Below are 21,567 nucleotides of genomic sequence, written 5' to 3'. Positions count from 1 at the left end.
TATTTGCATTTAGCTCATCCAGCCTAACAGACGCCCCTGCAGCAAATCTCTCCCTTTGTCACGTGTCGCCATGCGCACCAGCATGCCGCTATTCTTTTTTGCAGACCTGTCGTATGCTCGACTCAGTGCCGCAAGGCAAACGACAAAGGAAGCGTTATTTTCACCTTCGACACCTGCGGCAAGCACCTGGCCCTGTGGGCGATCCGGGCCTACCAGCACCATCTATCGCCCTGGAAGAGATTTCGCTGCGCCTACCGCGTGCTGACGGGACGCGACAGCTGCTCCGCCTACGGCTACAAGGTCATCGCGCGCCATGGCTTGCGCACGGGACTGGCGCTGTTGCAACGGCGCCTGCGCGCCTGTGGCGAACGCCATCGCCAGCACCTGGCGCGGCATCCGCAAGCAAGACGCAGCGCGCGCCGCCAGGCCCAGGCCGGGTCTTGCGACTGCGACGTACCCTTGCTCGACTGCGCTTGCGACTGCGCCGACGTGGCCAGCCTGGCTGATTGCTCCCGGCCAGGCCGCGGCAAGAACCCGACGTGCTTCCGCAACGACTACACAGCCGGTACCGCACTGAAACGGCAACAGGAAGAACACCGCAAGAAGATCAGGCAGCGACAGGATTCGGATAGCTAAATTCACACAATAATTACAAATGAAATATTCATTCATGAAATGAATAATACCCATTATCACTGTGAATTGGCCGGCAGCGGCACGGCGGCCTATACTCATGGCGTCTCCCCTACACTGCTTCCCATGCACACCCAGCTCAGCCCGCACACGCCGCGGGCTTTTTGTTCCCCATACCTGCCACTTTGTTTTTTTGCACTTTTTAGCAATCGCCGGGCCTGCGTTTCCCCGCCTGCCCAGCTCCCGACAGGGAGCGCAACATGATCGTGCGCGAGCGTCCTTCGGCGCTACGGCTGTTCCTGGTCGTGCGCGGCTCCGTCCTGCCGCGCATCCGCACTACCCTGATCGTCAATACCCTGATCGCCACCCTCGTCACCTGGTGCCACGGCACCTTGTTCGACCACAAGGTCATCCTGACCACCATCCCGTTTACCCTGATCGGCTTGCCGCTGGCCATCTTCCTGGGCTTTCGCAACACGGCCGCCTATGACCGCTACTGGGAAGCGCGCAAGCTGTGGGGCGAACTGGTATTGCGCAGCCGCAATTTCTCGCGCCAGTGCCAGACGATGATACGCAGCGACACGCCAGCCCACGCCAGGCTGGGCCTGGAAGATGTGCGTGTGCGCATGATTTACCGCACCATCGCCTTTTGCCACGCCCTGCGCCACCAGTTGCGCGATACGCGCGGCCCGGCCGACTTGCAGCCGCTGCTGCGCCCGGCCGAATGGGAGGCGGCATGCAAGGCTGGCAACCCATCCGACTACCTGATGCTGCAAATGGGCCACGACCTGGCCGACTGCGTCAACCAGGGACGCATCGACAGCATCCTGGCCACGCAGATCGACAGCTCAATTTCTGCCATGGTAGGCGCTGGCGCCTCGTGCGAACGCATCCGCAGCACGCCGATCCCGTTTTCGTATTCGCTGCTGCTGCACCGCACGGCCTATCTGTACTGTTTCCTGCTGCCCTTCGGCCTCGTCGATTCCCTCGGGTTCATGACGCCCTTTGTCGTCGCCATCGTCGCCTATACCTTCTTTGGCCTGGACGCGCTGGGCGACGAAATCGAGGAACCGTTCGGCGAGGATGCGAACGATTTGCCCCTGTCGGCCATGTGCCGCGCCATCGAGATCAGTCTGCGCCAGTCCTTGCAGGACGACAATGTGCCACCGCCCATGGAAGCCGTCGATTTCCTGCTGAATTGATACGCACGCCAGCTTTCCCCTTGACCTTACCATCGGGGGAAGGCTTACAGTGGAGGCACTTAATCATTCAAGGAGTGCTTGCCATGTATCAGTTACAAGTTGAAAACATGAGCTGCGGCCATTGCGTCGGCTCGGTCACGAAAGCGGTGCAAGGCATCGATCCGCAAGCCCAGGTGCAGATCGACCTGGCCAGCAAGCGCGTGACGGTGGAATCGTCGAGTGAACTGGGCGCCATCAGCGCCGCCATCGTGGAAGCGGGCTACCCCGTTACCAGCGCGCAATAACAACCACGCGGTATCGGGACAGCCGGCCTTTGCGCCGGCTGTTTTCATTTACCCGTCCAGTTCCGGGTAATGGCGGAAAATGCCTTCCTCATTGAACGCGATTCTGCGCTTCGACTGCAGATAGCGGGCGATGTTCGGCCGCGCCGCCACCGCATCGTGCAGCTCGGACAGGAAGGGATACTCGGGCGCCAGGCGCGTCATGGCTTGCGGAAACGCATAACGCAAGCCGGCCAGCATCTGGAACAGCGACAGGTCGCCATACGTGAGCCGTGCACCCACAAGATACTGGCCGCGGCTGCGATTATTCAACAGGACCTGGGTGAAATAAGCGAGGAATTTCGGCAAGCGTGTTTGGCGGAAATCCGCGCTGCGCAGCAGGGCCGCCTGTTTCTGCTCTTCATAGTATTGATTCATCGACAGCGGATGGTGCGTATCGTGCACTTCCGTCAGCCAGTCGGCCATCGTCAGTTGCAGCTGGTTCAGCCACAAACGCCCGCTTTCCGCGCGCGGCGCCAGGCCCAGGCGCTTGCCCAGGTAGAGCAGGATATTCGTCGTCTGGCCGATCAGCAAGTCGCCGTCGCGCAGCACGGGCGGCGCGTAGGCCGCGTGTGGCGCACTGCCGCCATCAAGGCAGGCCAGCATGGCGGGAAGGCCTTGCCCCTTGCGTTCAGGCAAACGGGCGATATCGCGGTAGTCGGCGCCCGCCTCTTCCAGGGCCAGGCGGATGAATTCGCCGCGCCCCTGTATCGTAGGCCAGTAGTACAGTTCGTAAGCCATACCCACCTCCGTTGATTTACCTCAATGGCAGCAAGCCTTCTCTTCCGTGTCACCGGCCAGCCCCAGGCTTTGCAGGATGGGGCAATCGGGCTTGTCGTCGCCATGGCACGATTGCGCCAAATGGGCCAGCGTGTCGCGCATTTCCGTCAGCTCGGCAATGCGCTGGTTCAAGTCCGCGACATGGGCCAGGGCGATGCCTTTCACGTCTGCGCTGGCGCGCTGATCGTTCTGCCACAGCGACAGCAACTCGCGTATCTGCTCCAGCGAAAAACCCAGCCCGCGCGCGCGTTTGATAAAGCGCAAGGCATGCAAGTCGTTCTGCGTGTAGATGCGGTAACCGGCGTCGCTACGCGCGCTGGGTTTTAACAGGGCAATACTTTCGTAGTAGCGTATCATTTTTGCCGATACGCCCGTCTCGCTTGCCGCCTGACCGATATTCATCCTTATTGCTCCTTGGTATGCGCGTTACCTGCATGACTGCGGGCTTTCCAGCGGCGCAGCAACAGGGCATTGCTGATCACGCTGACCGAACTGAAGGCCATCGCCGCGCCCGCCACCATGGGGTTGAGCAAGCCGAAGGCGGCCAGCGGAATGCCGATCAGGTTATAAATGAAGGCCCAGAACAGATTCTGCCGTATCTTGCTGTAGGTGCGGCGCGAGATATCGATGGCGTCCGCCACCAGGGCCGGATCGCCACGCATCAGCGTGATGCCGGCCGCATGCATGGCCACGTCCGTGCCCGTGGACATGGCGATGCCCACGTCGGCGGCGGCCAGCGCGGGCGCGTCGTTGATGCCGTCGCCCACCATGGCCACTTTCGCGCCCTCGCCTTTCAGCGCGACAATTTTAGCGGTTTTATCGGCCGGCAACATTTTCGCCGCCACCGTGTCGATGCCCAGCAGCTTGCCGACGGCGTCGGCGCTGCCCTGGTTGTCCCCCGTCAACATCACCGTGCGGATGCCCAGGCTGTGCAGATGGGCAATGGCCGCCTGCGCGTTCGGCTTGACCTGGTCGCTGAAGGCAAACAGGCCCAGCAATTGCGTACCCGAGGACAGCCATGAGATCGTGTTGCCCGTGCTTTCCAGCGACAAGGCCTGTGCCGCCAAGGGAGTCATGTCGACGTTTAACTCCTGCATCAGCCGCGTGCTGCCCAGTTTCAGGTCCAGGCCGTCGACATTCGCCGCCAGGCCGCGCCCCGGCAAGGCCGACAGGGCCGTGGCCGGCAAGGGTTCGATGTGGCGGGCGCCAGCCGCATCCAGCACGGCCGTAGCCAGGCTGTGCTCGCTGCCGCGCTGGATGCTGGCCGCCAGCTGCAACAGCCGGGCTTCGGCTATGCCGTGCGCATGCAGGGCCGCCAGGGCAGGCTTGCCCACCGTCAGGGTGCCCGTCTTGTCGAACACGACGGTATTGACGGCGTGCGCCACTTCCAGCGCTTCCGCATCCTTGATCAGGATGCCGTAGCGGGCGGCAACACCCGTGCCGGCCATGATGGCGGTCGGCGTGGCCAGGCCCAGCGCACATGGGCAGGCGATGACCAGCACGGCCACGGCATTGATGATGGCGTTTTCCAGTTCGCCGGTCGCGAACCACCAGCCCAGCATGGTCAGCAGGGCCAGCAGCAAGACCACGGGCACGAAGATGGCGCTGACCTTGTCCACCAGGTGCTGGATGGGCGCCTTGGCCGCCTGCGCGTCTTCCACCAGGCGGATGATGCGCGACAAGGTCGTCTCGCCGCCCACCGCCTGCGTGCGCACCAGCAACAAACCATCAGCATTGATGGCACCGCCCGTGACCTTGTCGCCAGGATGCTTATCGACCGGCAAGCTTTCGCCCGTGATCAGCGATTCGTTGACCTGGCTGGCGCCCTCCACCACCACGCCATCGACGGCCACCCGTTCACCGGGGCGGATGACCACCAGGTCGCCCACTTTCACCTGTTCCACGGGCAAGTCGATCTCGACGCCGTCGCGGCGCACGCGGGCCGATTCCGGACGCAAGACCTGCAGCGCGCGGATGGCCGAGGCCGTCTGGCGCTTGGCGCGGCTTTCCAGCCATTTGCCCAGCAGCACGAGGGTGATGACGACGGCCGAGGCCTCGAAATACAGATGCGGCAGCATCTCGCCCGCCGTCAGCCATTGATAGACAGACAAGCCATACGCGGCGCTTGTGCCCAGCGCCACCAGCAAATCCATATTGCCGCTGCCGGCGCGGGCCGCCTTCCAGCCCGCCTTGTAGAAACGGGCGCCAAAGTAGAACTGGACGGGCGTGGCCAGCGCGAATTGCAGAGCGCCGGGCAGCATCAGGTGGATGCCGGCCCACTCGAGCAGCATGGGAAGCATCAGCGGGAAGGCCAGAACGGCCGCGAACGCCACTTTCAGGCCGTCGCGGTTGGGCGCCACCGCGGGCGCGCTGGCCTGGCTGGCGGCGGGTACCGTGGCGGCATAGCCGGCCTTGTCGATGGCGGCGATCAGGGTGGCGGCATCCGCGCCGCCCGTGACCTTGATGCGCGCGCTTTCCGTGGCCAGGTTGACGCTGGCGGCCAGCACGCCCGGCACCTTCAGCAAGGCTTTTTCCACCCGGCCCACGCAAGACGCGCACGTCATGCCGGCGATGTTCAGGTCGATCTCGCGCTGCGCCACCGTGTAGCCGGCCTTTTCCACGGCCGCCTGCAAGGCGGCCAGGGGAATCGGCGTGTCGGAACTGACTTTGGCCACTTCGGTGGCGAGGTTGACGCTGGCCTGGGTCACGCCCGGCACGGCGGCCAGGGCCTTTTCCACGCGGCCCACGCACGAGGCGCAGCTCATGCCTTCGATGGCCAGCGCCTGTGCGTGCGCGGCGGCGGGAGGGGAAATGGCGGGAGCGAGTGCACTCTGATTCATGGCAGATCCTGTACGAAAGATTAACTGATAGGTACAGGATCTGCCATCCCATGATGGGAAGGTCAAGCCCTATTTGTCATGTGCGCCGGGCTTGCAGGAAACAGCTTAGCGCACCACGCAGTCGACGGTGGCAGGCTTGCTGCCGCCTGCCGCGCTGCTTGGGCCCGGTGACGACGATGAAAAGACCGGCGGCGGCGTGAACGGGATGCCGGGGTTGACGGGCAAAGGGACGGGCGGCTGCCTGAAGTTGGGCGTGAAACCAAATTGCCCGGCAGAAAAATTTTGCGCCCCGGCAGGATTGGTCACATGAATCAGGCCGTCGAGTACCTGCACATACAGACCTGGCACCCGCGGCTGGCTTGCCGGGACCGGTCCCGGTCCCGGTCCCGGTCCCGGTGCAGGCAACGACAGCGATCCAGGCGGGATGACGGTGGCAATGAACGTCGTGCCGCGAATGCCGATGGTGGCGGCCGGCGTCTTCATCTCGAAGCGCTCCTTGTTGCGTTTGCCCAGCAATCCCGTAACGGAGCGCAAGCCCCCCTTGAGCAGGCTGAAGATGGCGTGGTCGCCATCGGGCTGCTCGGCCGTGTAGCTGAATTGTTCGATCACGAAACTGGTATTCGGTTTCAAGGTGATTTCGCTATTGTCGATCAGCTTGATCAAGGCATAGGTTTCCTTTTCCGTCAGCAAGGTATCGCCCTGCTCGACCTCGGACTTGACGGCCAGGATCTTCACCTTGCCATCGGCCTTCTTCGCCATCAGCGGGCCACTCAGTTGCGTCACCGTGCCGGCCACCTGACCAGCCCAGGCATGCGCTACCGCGCACGTCAGGGCCAGCCACAGCAGCGCCTTGGCGGCAACCTTAGTTGCAAAATGTTTTTTTGGCATCGAATTTATATCCTGTCGATTGATCACTGGCGTCGGTAACTGCCTTGTTGTCCGGTGTCTTGTCGTCGGCCTCCCTGGCTGCCAGCGACGTGGGGGGCAGCGTGGCAGTGGACCGGTCCGCCTGCTTGATGATGCTCAGCGTACCGTCGATCACATTGCCCACGCTGCCATCGACAACCGGCTTGCCCGTAGCGGGCAGGAAGATCGCATCGGGCATGACCACGATGCCATCCGGTGCCAGCAAGGTCACGTCGGCGCGTTCGCGGTTGATGCGCACGCCGGAGGTCCCCGTGATGCTGCCCGCCTTGGCCAGCACGCTCATGCTCGATACCGTGGGCACCGTAAAGCTGGCATTGCCGGCGAAGCGCACGTTGCTGCCCGCGCTGGCCAGCAAACTGCCGCCGCTGGCGACCCTGGCGCCACCGTCGAAGCTGATATCGCGCCCCGCAGTCAGGCTGATGTCTCGCGCCGCCATCAACTGTGCGCCATCGGCGAGGGCCACGTCCGTACTGGCCGTGATCGCGATATCGTTACCCACGATGGCGCCGTTCACGGTGACGGGACTGTGCGCCGTCAGCGCCACATTGCCGCCATTCGCATTGATGCTGCTGGCCACGATGCCTCCCGTGTTCTCGATGGCGACATTGCCGGTGCCCGTGACGAGCAGTCCCAGCGCCAGGCTGCCCGGCGTCGAGGTATTCTTCAATACAATGCCGCCCGCGGCGCTGTTGTTGGCACTAAAACTGTCCACCTGGTTGCCTGCATTGTCCAGCAGCGTGCCATTCTGCGATTGCGTGGCCAGGCTGGTGGCGACGACGGCGCCATCCTGGCCAATCGCGCCATTGAGGGCGCTCAGGCTGACATCGCGCGCCGCCAGGCTGGCAAAACGCAGGTCGCCTGTGGACTGCCTGATGGCCAACTGGCCTGCCAGCTTGATGGCGCCCGCCGCCTGGCTGAAACTGTTGGCGATCAACAGGTTGCCGCTACCGCCGAGCAAACCGCCGCTCTGCGCGTAACGATCCATCGACAGGGTGCCATTCAACACCAGGTTGCCGCCGCTGATTTCCAGGCCAGCCTGGCCACCGAGCATGGAATGGTCTTGCACGCTTTCGCCCAGCGTCAGGCTGCCGCCCGTCAGCAGCAAGCCCGACGCACTGGTCAGGCTCTTCAGCGTCGTGCTGCCGGCTGCCGCGCCATACGTGACGATGCCGCTGCTGCGCGAAAAATCGACGGCCAGCACATTCGTGCCTTCCGGGACCACGCCGCCATCCCAGTTGGCCGCATCGCTCCACAAGCCGTTGCCGCTGCCGACCCAGGTCGACAGCAATTTCTGCGTGATCGTCGCCTGCGCCGTGCCACCCGTGGCATCGAGCACGTAGTTGCCCGCATCGGCACCTGCCAGGCGGAATCCGCTGGCAGTCACCAGCTTGCCGGCACCGGCATTGCGGTCGGCAAAGCTGCCGCTGCCGCCCGTCACGCTCACCGCATCCTGGCCCAGCACTCCGCTGGCCGTGGCGCTGACGGCTGCGGTACTGGTACCGTCGTACACCTTGTTGGCGGCGCTCAAGCCCGCCAGGGTCAGGGTGGCCGGCGTGATACTGGCCAACAATCCCGTCGGCAAGACGATGAAGTAATTGCCCGCATCCTGCCCCGCCAGCGCGACACCGCTCAAGGTTACAGCCTTGGCCATGCCCACATTCTTGTCCGCGAAGCTGGCCGCCGCCGAGACATTCAGCATATCGCCAGCGATGCGGTCATCGCCAAAACGCACGGTAGCACCCGTCGCACCGTCATAAATCTTGCTGTCAGCTACGCCCGACACAGTCAATGCACGCGCCGCGATATTTGCCGTGGTGCTGCCACTGTTCGCGCTCAATACATAGTTATTGGCATCGGTGCCGCTGACGCCGACATTATTCACGCTGACGGTCTTGTTGATGCCCGCGTTCTTGTCGCCGAAGGCGGCCGTGCCTGCCAGCGTCAGCACGTCGCCTTCGATGCGGTTGTCGCCGAACGTCACGTCCGCGCCCGTCTTGCCATCGTAAATCTTGCTGACGCCATCAAAACGCACGTCCAGCGTGCGCGCCGCGATATTTGCCGTGGTGCTGCCGCTGCTATTGCCCAGCACGTAGTTGCCCGCATCGGTGCCGCTGACGCCGACATTGCTCACAGTGACCGTCTTGCCATTGCCCGCGTTCTTGTCGCCGAACGCGGCCGTGCCTGCCAGCGTCAGCACGTCGCCTTCGATGCGGTTATCGCCGAACGTCACGTCCGCGCCCGTCTTGCCATCGTAAATCTTGTTGACGCCATCAAAACGCACGTCCAGCGTGCGCGCCGCGATATTTGCCGTGGTGCTGCCGCTGCTATTGCCCAGCACGTAGTTGCCCGCATCGGTGCCGCTGACGCCGACATTGCTCACAGTGACCGTCTTGCCATTGCCCGCGTTCTTGTCGCCGAACGCGGCCGTGCCTGCCAGCGTCAGCACGTCGCCTTCGATGCGGTTGTCGCCGAACGTCACGTCCGCACCCGTCTTGCCATCGTAAATCTTGCTGACGCCGCCAAAACTCACGTTTAGCGTGCGCGCGCCGATATCGACGGTAGTGTTGCCCGAGTTCGGGCTGAGCACATAGTTGCCCGCGTCCTGGCCCGCCAGCGTGCCGGTGGCGACATCATAGGCAACACTCTTGGCGTTGCCCACCTGCTTGTCGCTCATATAACCGTGCAAGCCCTGGATGCTGACCTGGTCACTTCCCAGCAAGCCCTCGAAATAACCGTTGAGATTGACTTGCTTGCTGCCATCGTAAATGCGGTTCTGCCCCGAGGAAACACCATACGTAAGCGCGCGCGCGCTGATGCTGGCCGTCCCCTCCACCGTGGTGGCATCCAGGCTGTAGTTGCCCAGCGAATTATCCAGCAGGCTGATCCCGCTAGCGTGCACGGCCTTGCCGTTGCCTACATTCTTATCGAGGAAGACGACATTGCCGCTGGCGCGGACGGTGTCACCCGTCACCACATTGCCCAGCACAAAACTGGCATTGTCGAAGCCCAGTTGCGCGTCATACACCTTGTTGCCCCCCAGGCTGACCGTCAATGCGCGCGGCAGGATGGCCAGCGTGGCGCCCCTCACGTCGATGTCGTACTTGGTTGACCATAATCCCGTCAAGGCGTAATTACCGACGTTGCGCGCATTTCCGTAACCGAGGCTGCCGCTCACGGCCGTGTCGCCGTCGAGGAAACCCGCATAGCTCACGCTGCCAAGGAAACCGGCGAGCATTCCATCATAGACACGGCTGGACGCGCCACCGGACGCCGTCACCAGCAGCGGCTTGAGGAAATCCTTCAGCATCGGCGTCGTATAGCCATCGTAAATACGCCAGACATCGCTGAAATTGAAATCGATGAAGCTGCCTTGCTGCTTCATCGCTGCCGAACTGAGGCCACTGGAACTGCCCGCATCGCCTTGCACGAGCGACGTGTCGGCATTGTAGAATCCATGGGCAAAAGTCGACCCGGTGGCCACCCTACCCGCCACGGCACCGACACCCGCATAGCCGTCGCCATGCACGGCACCGCTGCTGAAGACATGGCTGACGCTGCCGGTACTTTCGCCCACCAGGCCACCCATGTTTTCCTGCGTCAAAATGGAGTCAGCGTTATCGGCACGGCCCACGGCGCCGCTGGCGTAGGCGTCGTCGATGCTGCCCCCGTTGGTGCCAACCAGTCCGCCGATATTGCGTCCGCCACTGGCACTGCCAGTGGCATACGACCGTCTGACGCGGCCCTGGTTGTTGCCCACCAGGCCACCGATCATTTCACGCGCGCCTTTGACCGTACCGGTCGCATACGAAGCGTCGATGCTGGCGCCAGCCTGATTCTCCCCCACCAGGCCGCCAATATTGCCGCCATTGTCAACATTGAAGCCGGTGACATAGCCGCTGGCGCCGGCATTGCTGACAATGCCGGCATTGAGGCCGGCCAGCCCGCCCACGGCGCGCCCACCGGTGACCGTGGCACTGCTGCTCACATTGTCCAGTGTGCCGCCAAGGTTCATGCCCACCAGCGCGCCCACATTCTGGCGGCCCGCCACGCTGCCGCCTTGCAAGACCACGTTGCGCACGATACCGCCTTCCACCTTGCCAAACAGGCCAACGCCGGCTGTCGCGGACGAGGTGGCCGCATTGATCTGCAATCCACCGATCACGTGGCCGGCGCCGTCAAATGTTCCCGCATAGCCAGCGCCATCGCCGCCGGCGATGGCGGCAAAACCGGCATTCTGGTTCCAGCTAACCGTGCCGCTGGCGTCGATGTCGCCGGCCAGCACATAGTGATTACCCATGCCCAGGCTGCCTATCCCCTGCAAGCCGAAAATATCGGCGATGCGGTATGGGGTGAGGCCCGTCCCATCGCCGCCGTATACGCGCAAGAAACTGCCGTTGGCGATGGTGAAATTCTTGGCTGCAAAAATTGGCAGGCTCGCTGCGCTTTGCGACCATGCTCCGCCGTCGAGCGTGAACGTCTCGCCCACCTGCACGGCTGCCGTGGCGGCGATGCCGCTGGCGGCGCCCACACGCAAATTGCCCGGCAAAGTCAAGGCAGCGCCGATACGCATGTCCGCGCCGCTGCGCAGCTGCAGGGTGCCCTCCGTCGGCAGGTTGCTCAGGTTGAGCGCCCCCGTCACCCTCAGCGTTCCCATGAACGCCGTGCTGCCGATGTTGATGTTCGCTGCGCTGATGGTTTTCAATTCCGCTTCGGACAGACCCAGCGCCGTCAGCGTGTCGGCCGCGTTGCCACCGATATCGATGGTGCCAGACTGGGTATATTTGCCGAGCAAGACCGCATTGCCTGACAGTGAGCCAGCCGCCCCGGCCAAACTCATATGGTCAGCCGTCAATTGCACGGTATCGGCATGCAAGCCGCCAGCGCCGCCGATACTCAGCGAGCCACTGCCGGCCATCGTGGCCAGCACGCTGCCGCCGCCCTGGTGCACGGTGACGCCTGCATCGATGTTCAGCGGCCCCGCCGTTTCCAGCTCCAGGTTCTTCACGCCGGCCGTTCCGCCAACGACCGGCAAATCGATCATTTGCGACGCGGTCAAGCCCGCGCTATTGCCGCTGCTGCCGATATGCAAGGTAGCGCTGGAGATCGCGTTCAAGTCTTCGTTCGACAGGCCCAGGGTGGTGCCGGGCTTGGCGCCCAGCGTGATGGCGCGCGCATTGGACGTGGCGCTCAGCGTCACCTTGGCCGCTCCCGTCACCCCGCCGGCATCAATGCCGCCGCGCAAGTCCATATTGTCGGCTTGCAACTGGAACTGCTGTCCGGCCACGCCGCTGCCCGTCAACTGCCCGCCTGTGCCATTGAGCGCAATGCTGCCGCCAATCGCGTTCGACAGCAGGCTGATATTGGCGCCGCCCACATCGGCCTTGCCGGCCGCGCCAAAGGCAATCTCTGGCGCCGTCAACACCAGGCTGCCGTTGCTTGTCTTGATCAGGGCGTTGACGCTGATACGGTTGCCCGCCTCTACCGAGAGTCCCACGCCGGCATTGAGATTGTTGACATCGCTCATGAATGTCACGTTATTGCTTGCCTGCAGGCGCACATTGCTGGTGGCACCCGAGATCAGGCTGGCATCGAGGTTGTTCGACGCATCGGGAAACACATTGCTGAAATCCTCGGCATCCTGCAAGCCATTGCCGCTGCTGCCAGCGACCACGTTGATGTCGCTCGGATCGAGCAGCCAGTCACCCGTCTTGCCGCTGCGCGAGCGGGCGCGCGTATCGACGCGGATGCCGTCGACGGCCAAGGCGCGCGCGCCCGAGGTTTCGACCAGGCCGCCGTTACCGGAGGCGGCCCCGCCGCGCGCGGAAATGCTGCCGTACACTTGTGCGGAATCATTGCCCCATACGATGACCTTGCCGCCGTCGCCACGGTCGACGGCATCGGCCGTGACGCTGACATTCTTGCCGACGAGCACTTGCCGCGCATGCTGCACGTCCGCGTTCTTGCCCTGGTAGTCGCCGCCCAGCAAGACCGTGCCGCCGCCCGTGGCGCCGCTGGCGTCGATCGCCGCATTGCCCAGCATGCCTACCTGCTCGCCCAGCACACGGATCTCGCCGCCCTTGCCCGCCGCGCCGGTGGCGCTGGTCACGCTGCCCGCTTCCAGCAGCGCCTTGCCGCTGGCCTTGAGCACGATCCTGCCATTCTCGCCGACGACGGCGCTGTTAGCGTTGAGCACGCCGCGCTGGCCGACCAGCGCACCGGCCATGCCGATGCTGCCGCCCTGCGCAATAATCTGCCCCAGGTTCAGCGCCTGGTCGCTTGGTGCCGAGACCAGCACGCGCAATTGCGGATTGCCGGGATCGGCCAGTTGCACGCTGCGCCCCGCTGCCAGGATCACTTCGCCGTTCGGCGCCGTGATGATGCCCGTGTTTTCCACGTTCGGCGCGATCAGCAGCACTTGCCCGCCCTTGCCCGCATTGATCACACCAGCATTGCTGACGCCGCCGGCCACGCTGCCGGCCGTGAACTGGTGCTTGCCGGCCAGGAAGTCCTCATTCGACATGCCCAGGCTGGACGCCACCAGACCGTTCACGTCCACCTTCGCGCCTTGGCCGAAGACGATGCCGTTCGGGTTGATCAGGAAAACCTTGCCATTCGATTCCAGGCTGCCCAGGATCTTGCTGGGGTCTTGTCCCGTGATGCGGTTGAGCACGGCGCTACTGCCGTTTTGCTGGATGAAGCGCGTGATCTCGCCCGCATGGATGGAAAAGCTCTGCCAGTTGATGATGGTGTTGGGCGTGTTCGTGATCGAGAAGATGTTGCCCTGCTGGTTGAACGTCGCTTGGCCATTGACCACCTGCGGCAAGGCAGGGTTGGCCTGCGCGGCACCGAAGCACGAGGCCATCAACAGCGCCAGCACCGTGCGGCGCAAGGGCGGCGCAAGGGGTAATGAAAAGGCGGGCGTCAGGATGAAAACAGAGGCGTGCTGGGCGTGGTTGTGCATGGTGTTCATCCTGATACTAATAAGCCAAGGCGAGGCGGAAATGCAGGCGGTTGGCATCGCGCTGGCCCGTGTCGCCGGCATTGACGACATGGGCGTAGTCGAGTTGCAGATTGGCGTAGCGGCTCAGCAGCAAACGCAGGCCGAGACCGCCGCTGGCGATACCCTGCGAGGTAGTTTCGCCTGGCAGCGCATGGTTGCGGCGCAGCCAGGCCGTGTCATAGAAGGCCAGCGCGCGGCACTGATAGCCGAGCGCCACGCCGCACCAGTTCGGCGTGTACAGTTCCAGGTTCAGGTTGACACCCGAATCATTCGCTACCTCGCGCTCGGCAAAGCCGCGCACGGACGCGGCGCCGCCGGCGCCGAACTGCTCGCCGGGCACCAGCGCGTCCGGCGTGACCTGGGCATTGAACAGGGCGCGCCATTGCCAGTCGCCGGCCAGCACGCGGCTCGCGCTGGCGCTCAACCGCGCCGTGTTGTAGGCCGCCTTGGCGTGCGCGCGCACGCGGTCGAAATCGGCTTGCCCGCCGTGCTTTCCGCCAGGGATATTGTGCGCGAAGGTGACCGCCACGCTGCTCTCGCCCGTGGGCAAGGTCCAGTTGCCGATATAGCTGACGCTGAGCGGGTGCACGGTGACGTCGGCGCCCAGCTCCATGCCGAACAATTGGACGCTGTTGCGGTAATCCTTGTAATCGATGCCGTACACGAGCTTGGGTTCGAAATCGCCGCGGCGGGCAAAGTTCTGGTTGTAGCGGATGCCGGCCATGCTGCCCTGGCCGCTGACGGCCAGGTCGAAAATACCGGCCGAAATGCTGCCCGAATCGACGTTCGAATAGCTGGCAAAAAAATCCATCGAGTCGCCCAGCGCATACAGCGGCAAGTGGTAGCCGGCGCCATACACGCCCACCTTGTCCGGCTTTTCCAGGCTGCTCGTGTATTGCAGGCTGGCGACGTGGTCACGGCCGAACAGGTTGGCATGCTGCAGCACCACGCCCACGTGCGTCTTGCCCGTCTGGGCATTGCCCGTATTATCCACGTTGAGCATGGCCTTCCACGGCCTTTCATCGGCCACCGTGACGATGGCATCGATGGCGCCCGCCGGCTCGTCGGCCTGCAGGCGCACTTCGATCTTGCGCGCCGGATTTTCATTGGCCAGCTTCAGGCTTTGCGACAGGGCCGGCAGATTCGGCGTCTCGCCTTCACGGAGAAGCGGCAAGGCACGCCGCACGTTGGCGTCGTCCACATAGGCATTGCCGCTGATGGCGACCTTGCCCAGCGGCGTTTGCAGCACGTTCAGGCGCACCACGCCCCGCTCCAGTTCCTGCTCAGGCAATTGCACCTGCACGGCGCTGTAGCCACGCTCGCGGTAAGCCCCTTCCAGCACCTCGACGGCGCGGGCAATATCGGAAAAATCGCGCTGCGGCCCCGCAAACGGCGCCAGCAAGGTTTGCACCTGGGAGTCGCTGAGCAGGGTGTTTCCCTGCACATCAAAGCGGCTGATGGCGAAGCGCGGCACGCCGTCCTCCTGCGCGGCAGGCGCGGCCTCATCCATGGAAACGGCAGCGCCGGCGGCGCCGACGGCGAACAGCAGCGCGGAACCCGCAAGCAGGTGCACCAATCGATATGTCATGTGAAGGATTTCTTGTGCAGCCGGACAAGGGCGCGGTCCCGCAGGTACCACGGCACTGTATCCGGCAATGGATTGAAGACAAATTTTAGACGGCTTTTAGTTTCCAGTCAGAAATTTCTGCCTTTTTCCTGCGATTTTCATGGTGGCCACACCATACATCATGCAGACAAGCGCGAAAAAATGATGCAAGAAACAACATTTTCCTATCAAATCAAGACCTTATTTGCTATGCAACACCGTCACGCCATCCCAGTCCGCTGGCGGCGGTGCAAGGCGGTACTGCGCCAGCCGCTCAGCGTACAGACGGTACAGTCCGTCTTCGGGGAAGTCCGCCTGCAGGTGCGCCACGGCGGCAGCTGCCGCCTCCCACTTCCGTGTGCGCAACAGCGCGAGGGCCTCGCTCCAGCGCGCTAGCTGGGCCAGCTCCTGCGCATCCGCATCGCCTGCCACGGCCCGTGGCTCGAAGATAGCCACGGCCTCCTGCTTGCCCAACACCCTGACCAGGTCCAGCTCGCGGTACAGGAAAGCAGGGGCGGCCGCGCGCGTGGCCGCCCCCACGACGATGCCCACGCCATACAGCTTGCTGGCCCCCTCCAGGCGCGCGGCGAGGTTGACGTTGTCGCCCATCACGGTATAGGCGCGGCGGATGCGCGAGCCCATGTCGCCCACGTGCATGGCGCCCGTATTGATGCCGATGCCGATGCGCAGCGGCGGCCAGCCGCGCGCACAAAATTGCTGGTTCAGCCGCGCCGCGCTTTGCTGCATCAGCAGGGCGCTGGCCACGGCCCGGCTGGCGTGATCGCCAAAGGCCACCGGCGCGCCCCAGAACGCCATCACGGCGTCACCGATGTATTTGTCCAGGGTGCCGCCATGGCTGTCGCGAATATCATGCGACATGGCCGTCAGGTATGCATTGATGTATGCGCGCAGCGCGGCAGGCGCCAGCTGCTCGGAAATGGCCGTGAAGCCGCGCACGTCGGCAAACAGCACCGTCAATTCACGGTTCTCGCCTTCCATGGTGTAGCGCTGCGGATTATCCGCCATCTCGGCAACCAGTTCGGGCGCCACGTACTCGCCAAAGCGGGCCACCAGCGCACGCCCCTTGCGCACCTCGAAAAAATAGCCCCAGGCCAGGTTGACGATGAACAGCGCAACGATCAGCAGCAGCATCACGGCGCTCCCCAGCACCAGGTCGCACATGGCGTACAGGTACAGATTGAGGCCTATGGTGGCCGCCAGCGCAGCAAGCGTGGCCAGCATGACGCCGGCCGGCGGCAGCACGGCCAGCGCGCCGGCCAGCAGCAAGCCCACCGCCAGCACCTGCAGCAGTTCGAGCGCCGAAGCGTAGTCGGGGCGCGCCTTGAAGCGGCCGTCGAGGATGGACTTGATCAGGTTGGCGTGCACTTCCACCCCCGGATATTCCGCGTTCACGGGTGTGGCGCGAACATCGTTCAGGCCAGGTGCCGTGGTGCCGACGAGCACGATGGCCCCCTTCAGCAGTGCGGGCGGAACGCTGCCGGCCAGCACATCGGACGCCGACACGTAGCGGAACGCCCCGCCACCGGGACCGCCCCTGCCGCGGTACTGCACCGTCGTGGTCAGCGCCTCGCCGACGGGTATCGCTGTCGCGCCGCGCGGTGCAAACAGCACAATATGTTCCAGGCCGCCATTCGCCAGTTCGCGCGCCGACAGGCTATCGGCCGTGGCCGTAAAATGCGGCGCGATGGCGCGCGCCTGCAGATAGACGGCGGCCGTGGCCAGTGACAGCGACGGATAATAGCCGTCGCCGATGCGCGCAAGCAGGGTCGATGAGCGCACCACGCCATCGGCGTCGGTCAGGGCAGTGAAAATGCCGGCGCCTCGCGCGGCCGCCTGCAGGGGCGCGATATTGGCTTCGTAGCCGCGCGCCACGTAGGCCGTGACCGTGCGCCCGTTCAGGTCGGCGACGGTGAAGGCGGGCTTGGGCAGCACGCCCTTCCTTTGCTGCTCCGAGACACTGTAGCCGAGCACCACGGGCTGGCCGCGCATGGCCTCGGCAAACAGGCCGTCGTAGTCCATGGCCGGGCGCAGCTTTTCCAGCTGCGCCGGCAAGCCGGGCACGCCGGCCAGTTCGCCATGCGCCAGGCCTTGCAGCACGGCGTAGCCGGAGCTGGTATCAGGCTCGGGAAAGGAAATATCAAAGCCCAGTGCGGCCACGCCGTAATGCCCGGTGAGCTGGCGCACCAGGCGCGCCTGGATGTCGCGCCCCCAGGGAAAGCGCCCTACCCGTGCCAGGCTTTGTTCATCGATATCGACGATGACGATACGGCTGTCGAGCTGCGGCTTTTCCGCGCGCATGCGCCAGTCGCCCAGCATGGCGTCCAGACGCGCAATGTTTTCGTTGCCAGCCAGACAGGCGATGGCAGCGCCCAGGATCAGGAGCACGCCCAGCAGCCAGCGCGCGCCATGCCTGCGCAAGGCCGGCGACAGCGTCAAGGGGTATAGCCCGGAATGGCCGCCTCGTCGACGGCATCGATCTGGCTCGGATGCAGATGTTTTTCAGCGAAGGTCAGGTACACCTTGCTGCGGATGAAAACGTCAAACAGTTCCGGGTCGATATGCCCGTTCAGGCTGAAATTGCCCAGAATGCGCAAGGATTCGGACAGCGACTTGCCCTTTTTATATGGCCGGTCGCGCGCCGTCAGCGCCTCGAAAATATCGGCGATCGCCATCAGCCGCGCCGGCACCGACATCTGCTCCTTCGTCAGCCCCCGCGGATAGCCCTTGCCGTCCATGCGCTCATGGTGGCCGCCCGCGTACTCGGGCACCTTGCTCAGGTGCTTGGGCCACGGCAGCGCTTCGAGCATGCGGATCGACACACTGATATGGTTGTTGACAATGGCCCGCTCGGCCGCCGTCAGGGTGCCGGCGCGGATGGTCAGGTTTTCCATCTCGTCGGCGTCCAGGAAATCGCTCAATTCGCCGTCGGCCGCGCGCCAGCGGCGGCGGGCAATCTGCCGCACTCTTTCCTGGTCGGCTGGCGCCATGCTCTCGCCGCCGATGTTAACCCTGCGGATGAAGTCGCGCTCCTCGCGCAGCGCGGCCTGTTCCAGCTCCAGCGCGCGGGCGATGGCGTCTTTTTGCCGCGGCTGCGCCGCCTGCTGGCGCAGGGCCGCGATCTCGGCGTCGCGCAGCAGCACTTCGTAGCGCGTGTCGATCAGAGCGATGCGATCAAAAATGGTTTCCAGCTTGGTGGCCTTGTCGACCACGTGCACGGGCGTGGTGATCTTGCCGCAGTCGTGCAGCAGTCCGGCCAGCCACAGCTGCTTGCGCTCGTTCTCGCTGAGCCGGAAATCGGCCAGCGGCCCGCTTTCAGTTGCATGCGCGGCGTCGGCCAGCAGCATCGTCAGCTCGGGCACAAACTGGCAATGGCGCCCCGTGTACGGCGACTTTTCATCGATGCCGATATTGATCAGGGTGACTAGCGATTCGAGCAACTCTTCCAGTTGTGAAATCAGCAATTGATTGGTCAGCGCCACCCCCGCCTGCGCCGCCAGGGCTTCGATAAAACGCTGGTCGGTCGGCGAAAAGGCGCGCACCTGGCCAGTCTCGCCATCCTTGGCATTGATCAGCTGCAGCACGCCGATCAAGTCTCCCTCGTGATCGCTCATGGGCACCGTCAGGATCGATTGCGTGTGGTAGCCGTGGTGGCGGTCGAAATCGCGCATGCCGGAAAAATTGAAGGCTTCGTCGCGATACACGTCGGCGACATTCACGCAGCGGCGCAGGTTGGCGGCATACGCGGCCACCGATGCCAGGTTGGCCTGGCCGGCGGCGTCAAACAGGGGCACGCCGGGCAAGCCGACGTCCGCCCCTTGGACGATGCCCAGGCTATCGTTGACACTGATGTGAAAATCGAGCTGGCGGCCGTCCGCAGCCGGCCGGTACAGCGTGGCGCCATCGGCGCCGCTCATGCTCTTTGCCAGCAAAACGATGCGCTGCAACAACGGTCCCAGATCGCGGCCCTGCCCCCCCTGTCCATGGCCGAGCGCGACACTAAGCTCGGTCAATTGCTCCAGTCTGTGGGCGATTTTCTCAGGATGCAGCTGAGGCATGTTGGCAACGATCAGGTAAGGAAGTGGGGAAGTCGGCAAGCGCCAGTGTAACGGCCGTCCGCCGCACTGTACATTACTTAGTCACAACAGAATGAAATAACTTGCCGTATTGCAACACAGACAAATGTTGCCGCTAATCTCATTAATTAGAATAGAATCAACAATAATTACACTGTAACAAGGCACTGAATGAAATTCACGTTCAGGGGCGTACGCGGCTCCATCCCCTCCCCCGGACCGCGCACGGCCCGCTATGGCGGCAACACCACGTGCATCGAAGTGCGCACCGACGATGACAGCCTGATCATTCTCGATGCGGGCAGCGGCATCTTTTCCCTGGCGCAGCAGCTGCCGCCGGGCCAGCCCGTCGACGCGCACGTCTTCATCACGCACAGCCACTGGGACCACATCCACGGCTTGCCCATGTTCTCGCCCCTGTTCGTGGCTGGCAACCGCATGCGCCTACATGGCGCCCTGGACGCCATCAGCGGGCGCGGCATCGAGCACGTGATGGCGGTGCAGCTGCAAGGCAGTTATTTTCCCGTCAGCGAAGCGGCCATGGCGGCCAGCATCGAGTACCGCACCCTGGCGCCGGGCGACACCGTCGACGTGGGCGGCGCGCGCGTGCGCGGCGCGGAAATGAACCATCCGGTCGTCAACCTCGGCTACCGCATCGACTGCGGCGGCGCCTCGCTGTTTTTCAGCGGCGACCATGAACCGTTCTACAACCTGCATCCGCCCGGCCACACCGAGCACGCGGACTGCGCGGCGCGCAATGCGCAGCGCCAGGCCGGCATCGATGCGCTGGTCGCCGGCGTCGATGCGCTGATCATGGATTGCTCGTACACGCGCGAGGAATACCCGGGCAAGCAGGGCTGGGGCCACGGCACCTTCGACGCCGCCTTCGACCTGGCCCTGCGCTGCGGCGCGCGGCGCCTGTACTGCACCCACCACGAACCGACCCGCAGCGACGAGCAGCTCGAAGCCGTGTTTGCCGACGTGATGGGCCGCTATGCGAGCCGCCTGGCCGGCCTGCAGGTGTTCCTCGCCTGCGAGGGGCTGACGGTGGAACTGGCCGGCGCATAAAAAAGGGAGCCGCAAGGCTCCCTTTTTACTGACGTTGGCTATCCATTACATTATATGGTGGCCAATCCACCAGGCAACCGCCGCGACGAAGGCCGATGCGGGAATCGTGAAGATCCAGGCCCAGACGATATTGCCCGCCACGCCCCAGCGCACGGCCGACATCTTCTGCGACGAGCCGACGCCGACGATGGCGCCCGTGATGGTGTGCGTGGTCGACACGGGAATGCCCAGCGCCGTCGAGACGAACAGGGTGATCGCGCCGCCCGTTTCGGCGCAGAAGCCGCCGACCGGTTTCAACTTGGTGATCTTCTGGCCCATGGTCTTGACGATGCGCCAGCCGCCGAACAGGGTGCCGAAGCTGATGGCCGTGTAGCATGAGATGATGACCCACATCGGCGGCATGGCATCGGCCGCGCTGGAGTAACCTGCGGCAATCAGCAGCATCCAGATGATGCCGATGGTTTTTTGCGCATCGTTGCCGCCGTGGCCCAGGCTGTAGGCGGCCGCCGATACCAGTTGCAGGCGGCGGAACCACTTGTCGACCTTGCGCGGCGTCGAACGGACAAAAATCCACGACACGAGCAGCATCATGATGGAGCCGAACACGAAGCCCAGCACGGGAGCGATGACGATGAAGGCCACGGTTTTCCACAGGCCGGCCGCGACCAGCGCGCCCGTGCCCGACTTGGCGACGGCGGCGCCCACCAGGCCGCCGATCAGGGCGTGCGAGGACGACGACGGAATGCCGTAGTACCAGGTAAACAAATTCCAGAAGATGGCGCCCATCAGCGCGCCGAAGATCACGTACTGGTCGATCACGGCCGGGTCGATGGTGCCCTTGCCCACCGTGGCGGCCACGGTCAGCTGGTGGAACACGAAGATGGCGACGAAGTTGAACGTGGCGGCCATGGCAACCGCGGTCTGCGGTTTCAAGACGCCCGTCGAGACCACCGTGGCAATCGCGTTGGCGGCATCGTGGAAGCCGTTCATGAAGTCAAACAGCAGCGCCAGGACGATCAACAGGCCTAGCACGTAGATGCTGATTTGTATGGTCATTATAGTTTCTTTTCTGATTCTGGTTCAGGACAGGCCCAACG

At 63.9% G+C, this 21,567-nt stretch carries 13 protein-coding genes; 4 read left to right on the top strand and 9 right to left on the bottom strand.

Annotation, left to right across the window (positions count from 1 at the left end; all coding sequences use genetic code 11):
* The first annotated feature begins 156 nt into the window (after positions 1-156).
* The 3 genes from yidD to BXA07_RS07005 all read left to right on the top strand — a co-directional run bounded on the left by yidD (position 157) and on the right by BXA07_RS07005 (position 2,119).
* Complete coding sequence (gene yidD / locus BXA07_RS07015) at positions 157-636, top strand: membrane protein insertion efficiency factor YidD (protein WP_083708076.1); 480 nt, start codon at positions 157-159, stop codon at positions 634-636.
* A gap of 257 nt (positions 637-893) precedes the next feature.
* On the top strand, positions 894-1,835 hold the full coding sequence (locus BXA07_RS07010) for a bestrophin family protein (RefSeq protein WP_076566835.1): 942 nt from the start codon (positions 894-896) through the stop codon (positions 1,833-1,835).
* Positions 1,836-1,918: 83 nt separating this feature from the next.
* Entirely contained in the window at positions 1,919-2,119 is a 201-nt protein-coding gene (locus BXA07_RS07005; RefSeq protein WP_076566834.1) for a heavy-metal-associated domain-containing protein, read from the top strand.
* Positions 2,120-2,167: 48 nt separating this feature from the next.
* On the opposite strand, the gene BXA07_RS07000 is transcribed toward BXA07_RS07005, so the two are convergent.
* The 8 genes from BXA07_RS07000 to BXA07_RS06965 form a co-directional block, all read right to left on the bottom strand.
* Positions 2,168-2,896, bottom strand: coding sequence for a glutathione S-transferase (locus BXA07_RS07000; RefSeq protein ID WP_076566832.1), 729 nt, complete (start codon positions 2,894-2,896; stop codon positions 2,168-2,170).
* Positions 2,897-2,917: 21 nt separating this feature from the next.
* The gene (cueR, locus tag BXA07_RS06995; protein ID WP_076566831.1) at positions 2,918-3,337 is read right to left on the bottom strand and encodes a Cu(I)-responsive transcriptional regulator; all 420 of its coding nucleotides are present in this window, start codon (positions 3,335-3,337) and stop codon (positions 2,918-2,920) included.
* A 2-nt stretch (positions 3,338-3,339) separates the two neighbouring features.
* Complete coding sequence (locus tag BXA07_RS06990) at positions 3,340-5,775, bottom strand: heavy metal translocating P-type ATPase (RefSeq protein ID WP_076566829.1); 2,436 nt, start codon at positions 5,773-5,775, stop codon at positions 3,340-3,342.
* A 105-nt stretch (positions 5,776-5,880) separates the two neighbouring features.
* Positions 5,881-6,663, bottom strand: a complete 783-nt coding sequence (locus tag BXA07_RS06985) for a FecR family protein (protein WP_076566827.1) — start codon at positions 6,661-6,663, stop codon at positions 5,881-5,883.
* Positions 6,638-13,663 (bottom strand): YDG domain-containing protein, encoded by a 7,026-nt coding sequence (locus BXA07_RS06980; protein ID WP_076566826.1) that lies wholly within the window; start codon positions 13,661-13,663, stop codon positions 6,638-6,640. The genes BXA07_RS06985 and BXA07_RS06980 overlap by 26 nt, the downstream gene beginning before the upstream one ends.
* Positions 13,664-13,679: 16 nt before the next feature.
* The gene (locus BXA07_RS06975; protein WP_076566824.1) at positions 13,680-15,290 is read right to left on the bottom strand and encodes a ShlB/FhaC/HecB family hemolysin secretion/activation protein; all 1,611 of its coding nucleotides are present in this window, start codon (positions 15,288-15,290) and stop codon (positions 13,680-13,682) included.
* Between the two features lie 219 nt (positions 15,291-15,509).
* Entirely contained in the window at positions 15,510-17,765 is a 2,256-nt protein-coding gene (locus BXA07_RS06970; protein WP_076566823.1) for a CHASE2 domain-containing protein, read from the bottom strand.
* Positions 17,762-19,384, bottom strand: coding sequence for a GAF and HD-GYP domain-containing protein (locus tag BXA07_RS06965; protein ID WP_076566821.1), 1,623 nt, complete (start codon positions 19,382-19,384; stop codon positions 17,762-17,764). The genes BXA07_RS06970 and BXA07_RS06965 overlap by 4 nt, the downstream gene beginning before the upstream one ends.
* Positions 19,385-19,573: 189 nt before the next feature.
* Here BXA07_RS06965 and BXA07_RS06960 point away from each other — a divergent pair, with 189 nt between their 5' ends.
* Complete coding sequence (locus BXA07_RS06960) at positions 19,574-20,470, top strand: MBL fold metallo-hydrolase (protein ID WP_076566819.1); 897 nt, start codon at positions 19,574-19,576, stop codon at positions 20,468-20,470.
* A gap of 45 nt (positions 20,471-20,515) precedes the next feature.
* Here the strand turns inward: BXA07_RS06960 and BXA07_RS06955 are convergent, their stop codons facing one another.
* Positions 20,516-21,529, bottom strand: coding sequence for an inorganic phosphate transporter (locus tag BXA07_RS06955; RefSeq protein ID WP_072452470.1), 1,014 nt, complete (start codon positions 21,527-21,529; stop codon positions 20,516-20,518).
* Between the last annotated feature and the right edge of the window lie 38 nt (positions 21,530-21,567).

The sequence above is a fragment of the Janthinobacterium sp. TND4EL3 genome, from assembly GCF_900156175.1.
In the GTDB taxonomy this organism is placed as follows: domain Bacteria; phylum Pseudomonadota; class Gammaproteobacteria; order Burkholderiales; family Burkholderiaceae_D; genus Janthinobacterium.
The sequence above is the reverse complement of the archived record's forward strand: the minus strand, read 5'-3'. Positions and strand labels throughout refer to the sequence as shown.

Excerpts from the sequence above, each read along its gene's own strand:
- BXA07_RS07010 (WP_076566835.1), top strand. The coding sequence starts at position 894 with ATGATCGTGCGCGAGCGTCCTTCGGCGCTACGGCTGTTCCTGGTCGTG.
- BXA07_RS07005 (WP_076566834.1), top strand. The coding sequence starts at position 1,919 with ATGTATCAGTTACAAGTTGAAAACATGAGCTGCGGCCATTGCGTCGGC.
- BXA07_RS07000 (WP_076566832.1), bottom strand. The coding sequence starts at position 2,896 with ATGGCTTACGAACTGTACTACTGGCCTACGATACAGGGGCGCGGCGAA.
- cueR (WP_076566831.1), bottom strand. The coding sequence starts at position 3,337 with ATGAATATCGGTCAGGCGGCAAGCGAGACGGGCGTATCGGCAAAAATG.
- BXA07_RS06990 (WP_076566829.1), bottom strand. The coding sequence starts at position 5,775 with ATGAATCAGAGTGCACTCGCTCCCGCCATTTCCCCTCCCGCCGCCGCG.
- BXA07_RS06985 (WP_076566827.1), bottom strand. The coding sequence starts at position 6,663 with ATGCCAAAAAAACATTTTGCAACTAAGGTTGCCGCCAAGGCGCTGCTG.
- BXA07_RS06980 (WP_076566826.1), bottom strand. The coding sequence starts at position 13,663 with ATGCACAACCACGCCCAGCACGCCTCTGTTTTCATCCTGACGCCCGCC.
- BXA07_RS06975 (WP_076566824.1), bottom strand. The coding sequence starts at position 15,290 with ATGACATATCGATTGGTGCACCTGCTTGCGGGTTCCGCGCTGCTGTTC.
- BXA07_RS06965 (WP_076566821.1), bottom strand. The coding sequence starts at position 19,384 with ATGCCTCAGCTGCATCCTGAGAAAATCGCCCACAGACTGGAGCAATTG.
- BXA07_RS06960 (WP_076566819.1), top strand. The coding sequence starts at position 19,574 with ATGAAATTCACGTTCAGGGGCGTACGCGGCTCCATCCCCTCCCCCGGA.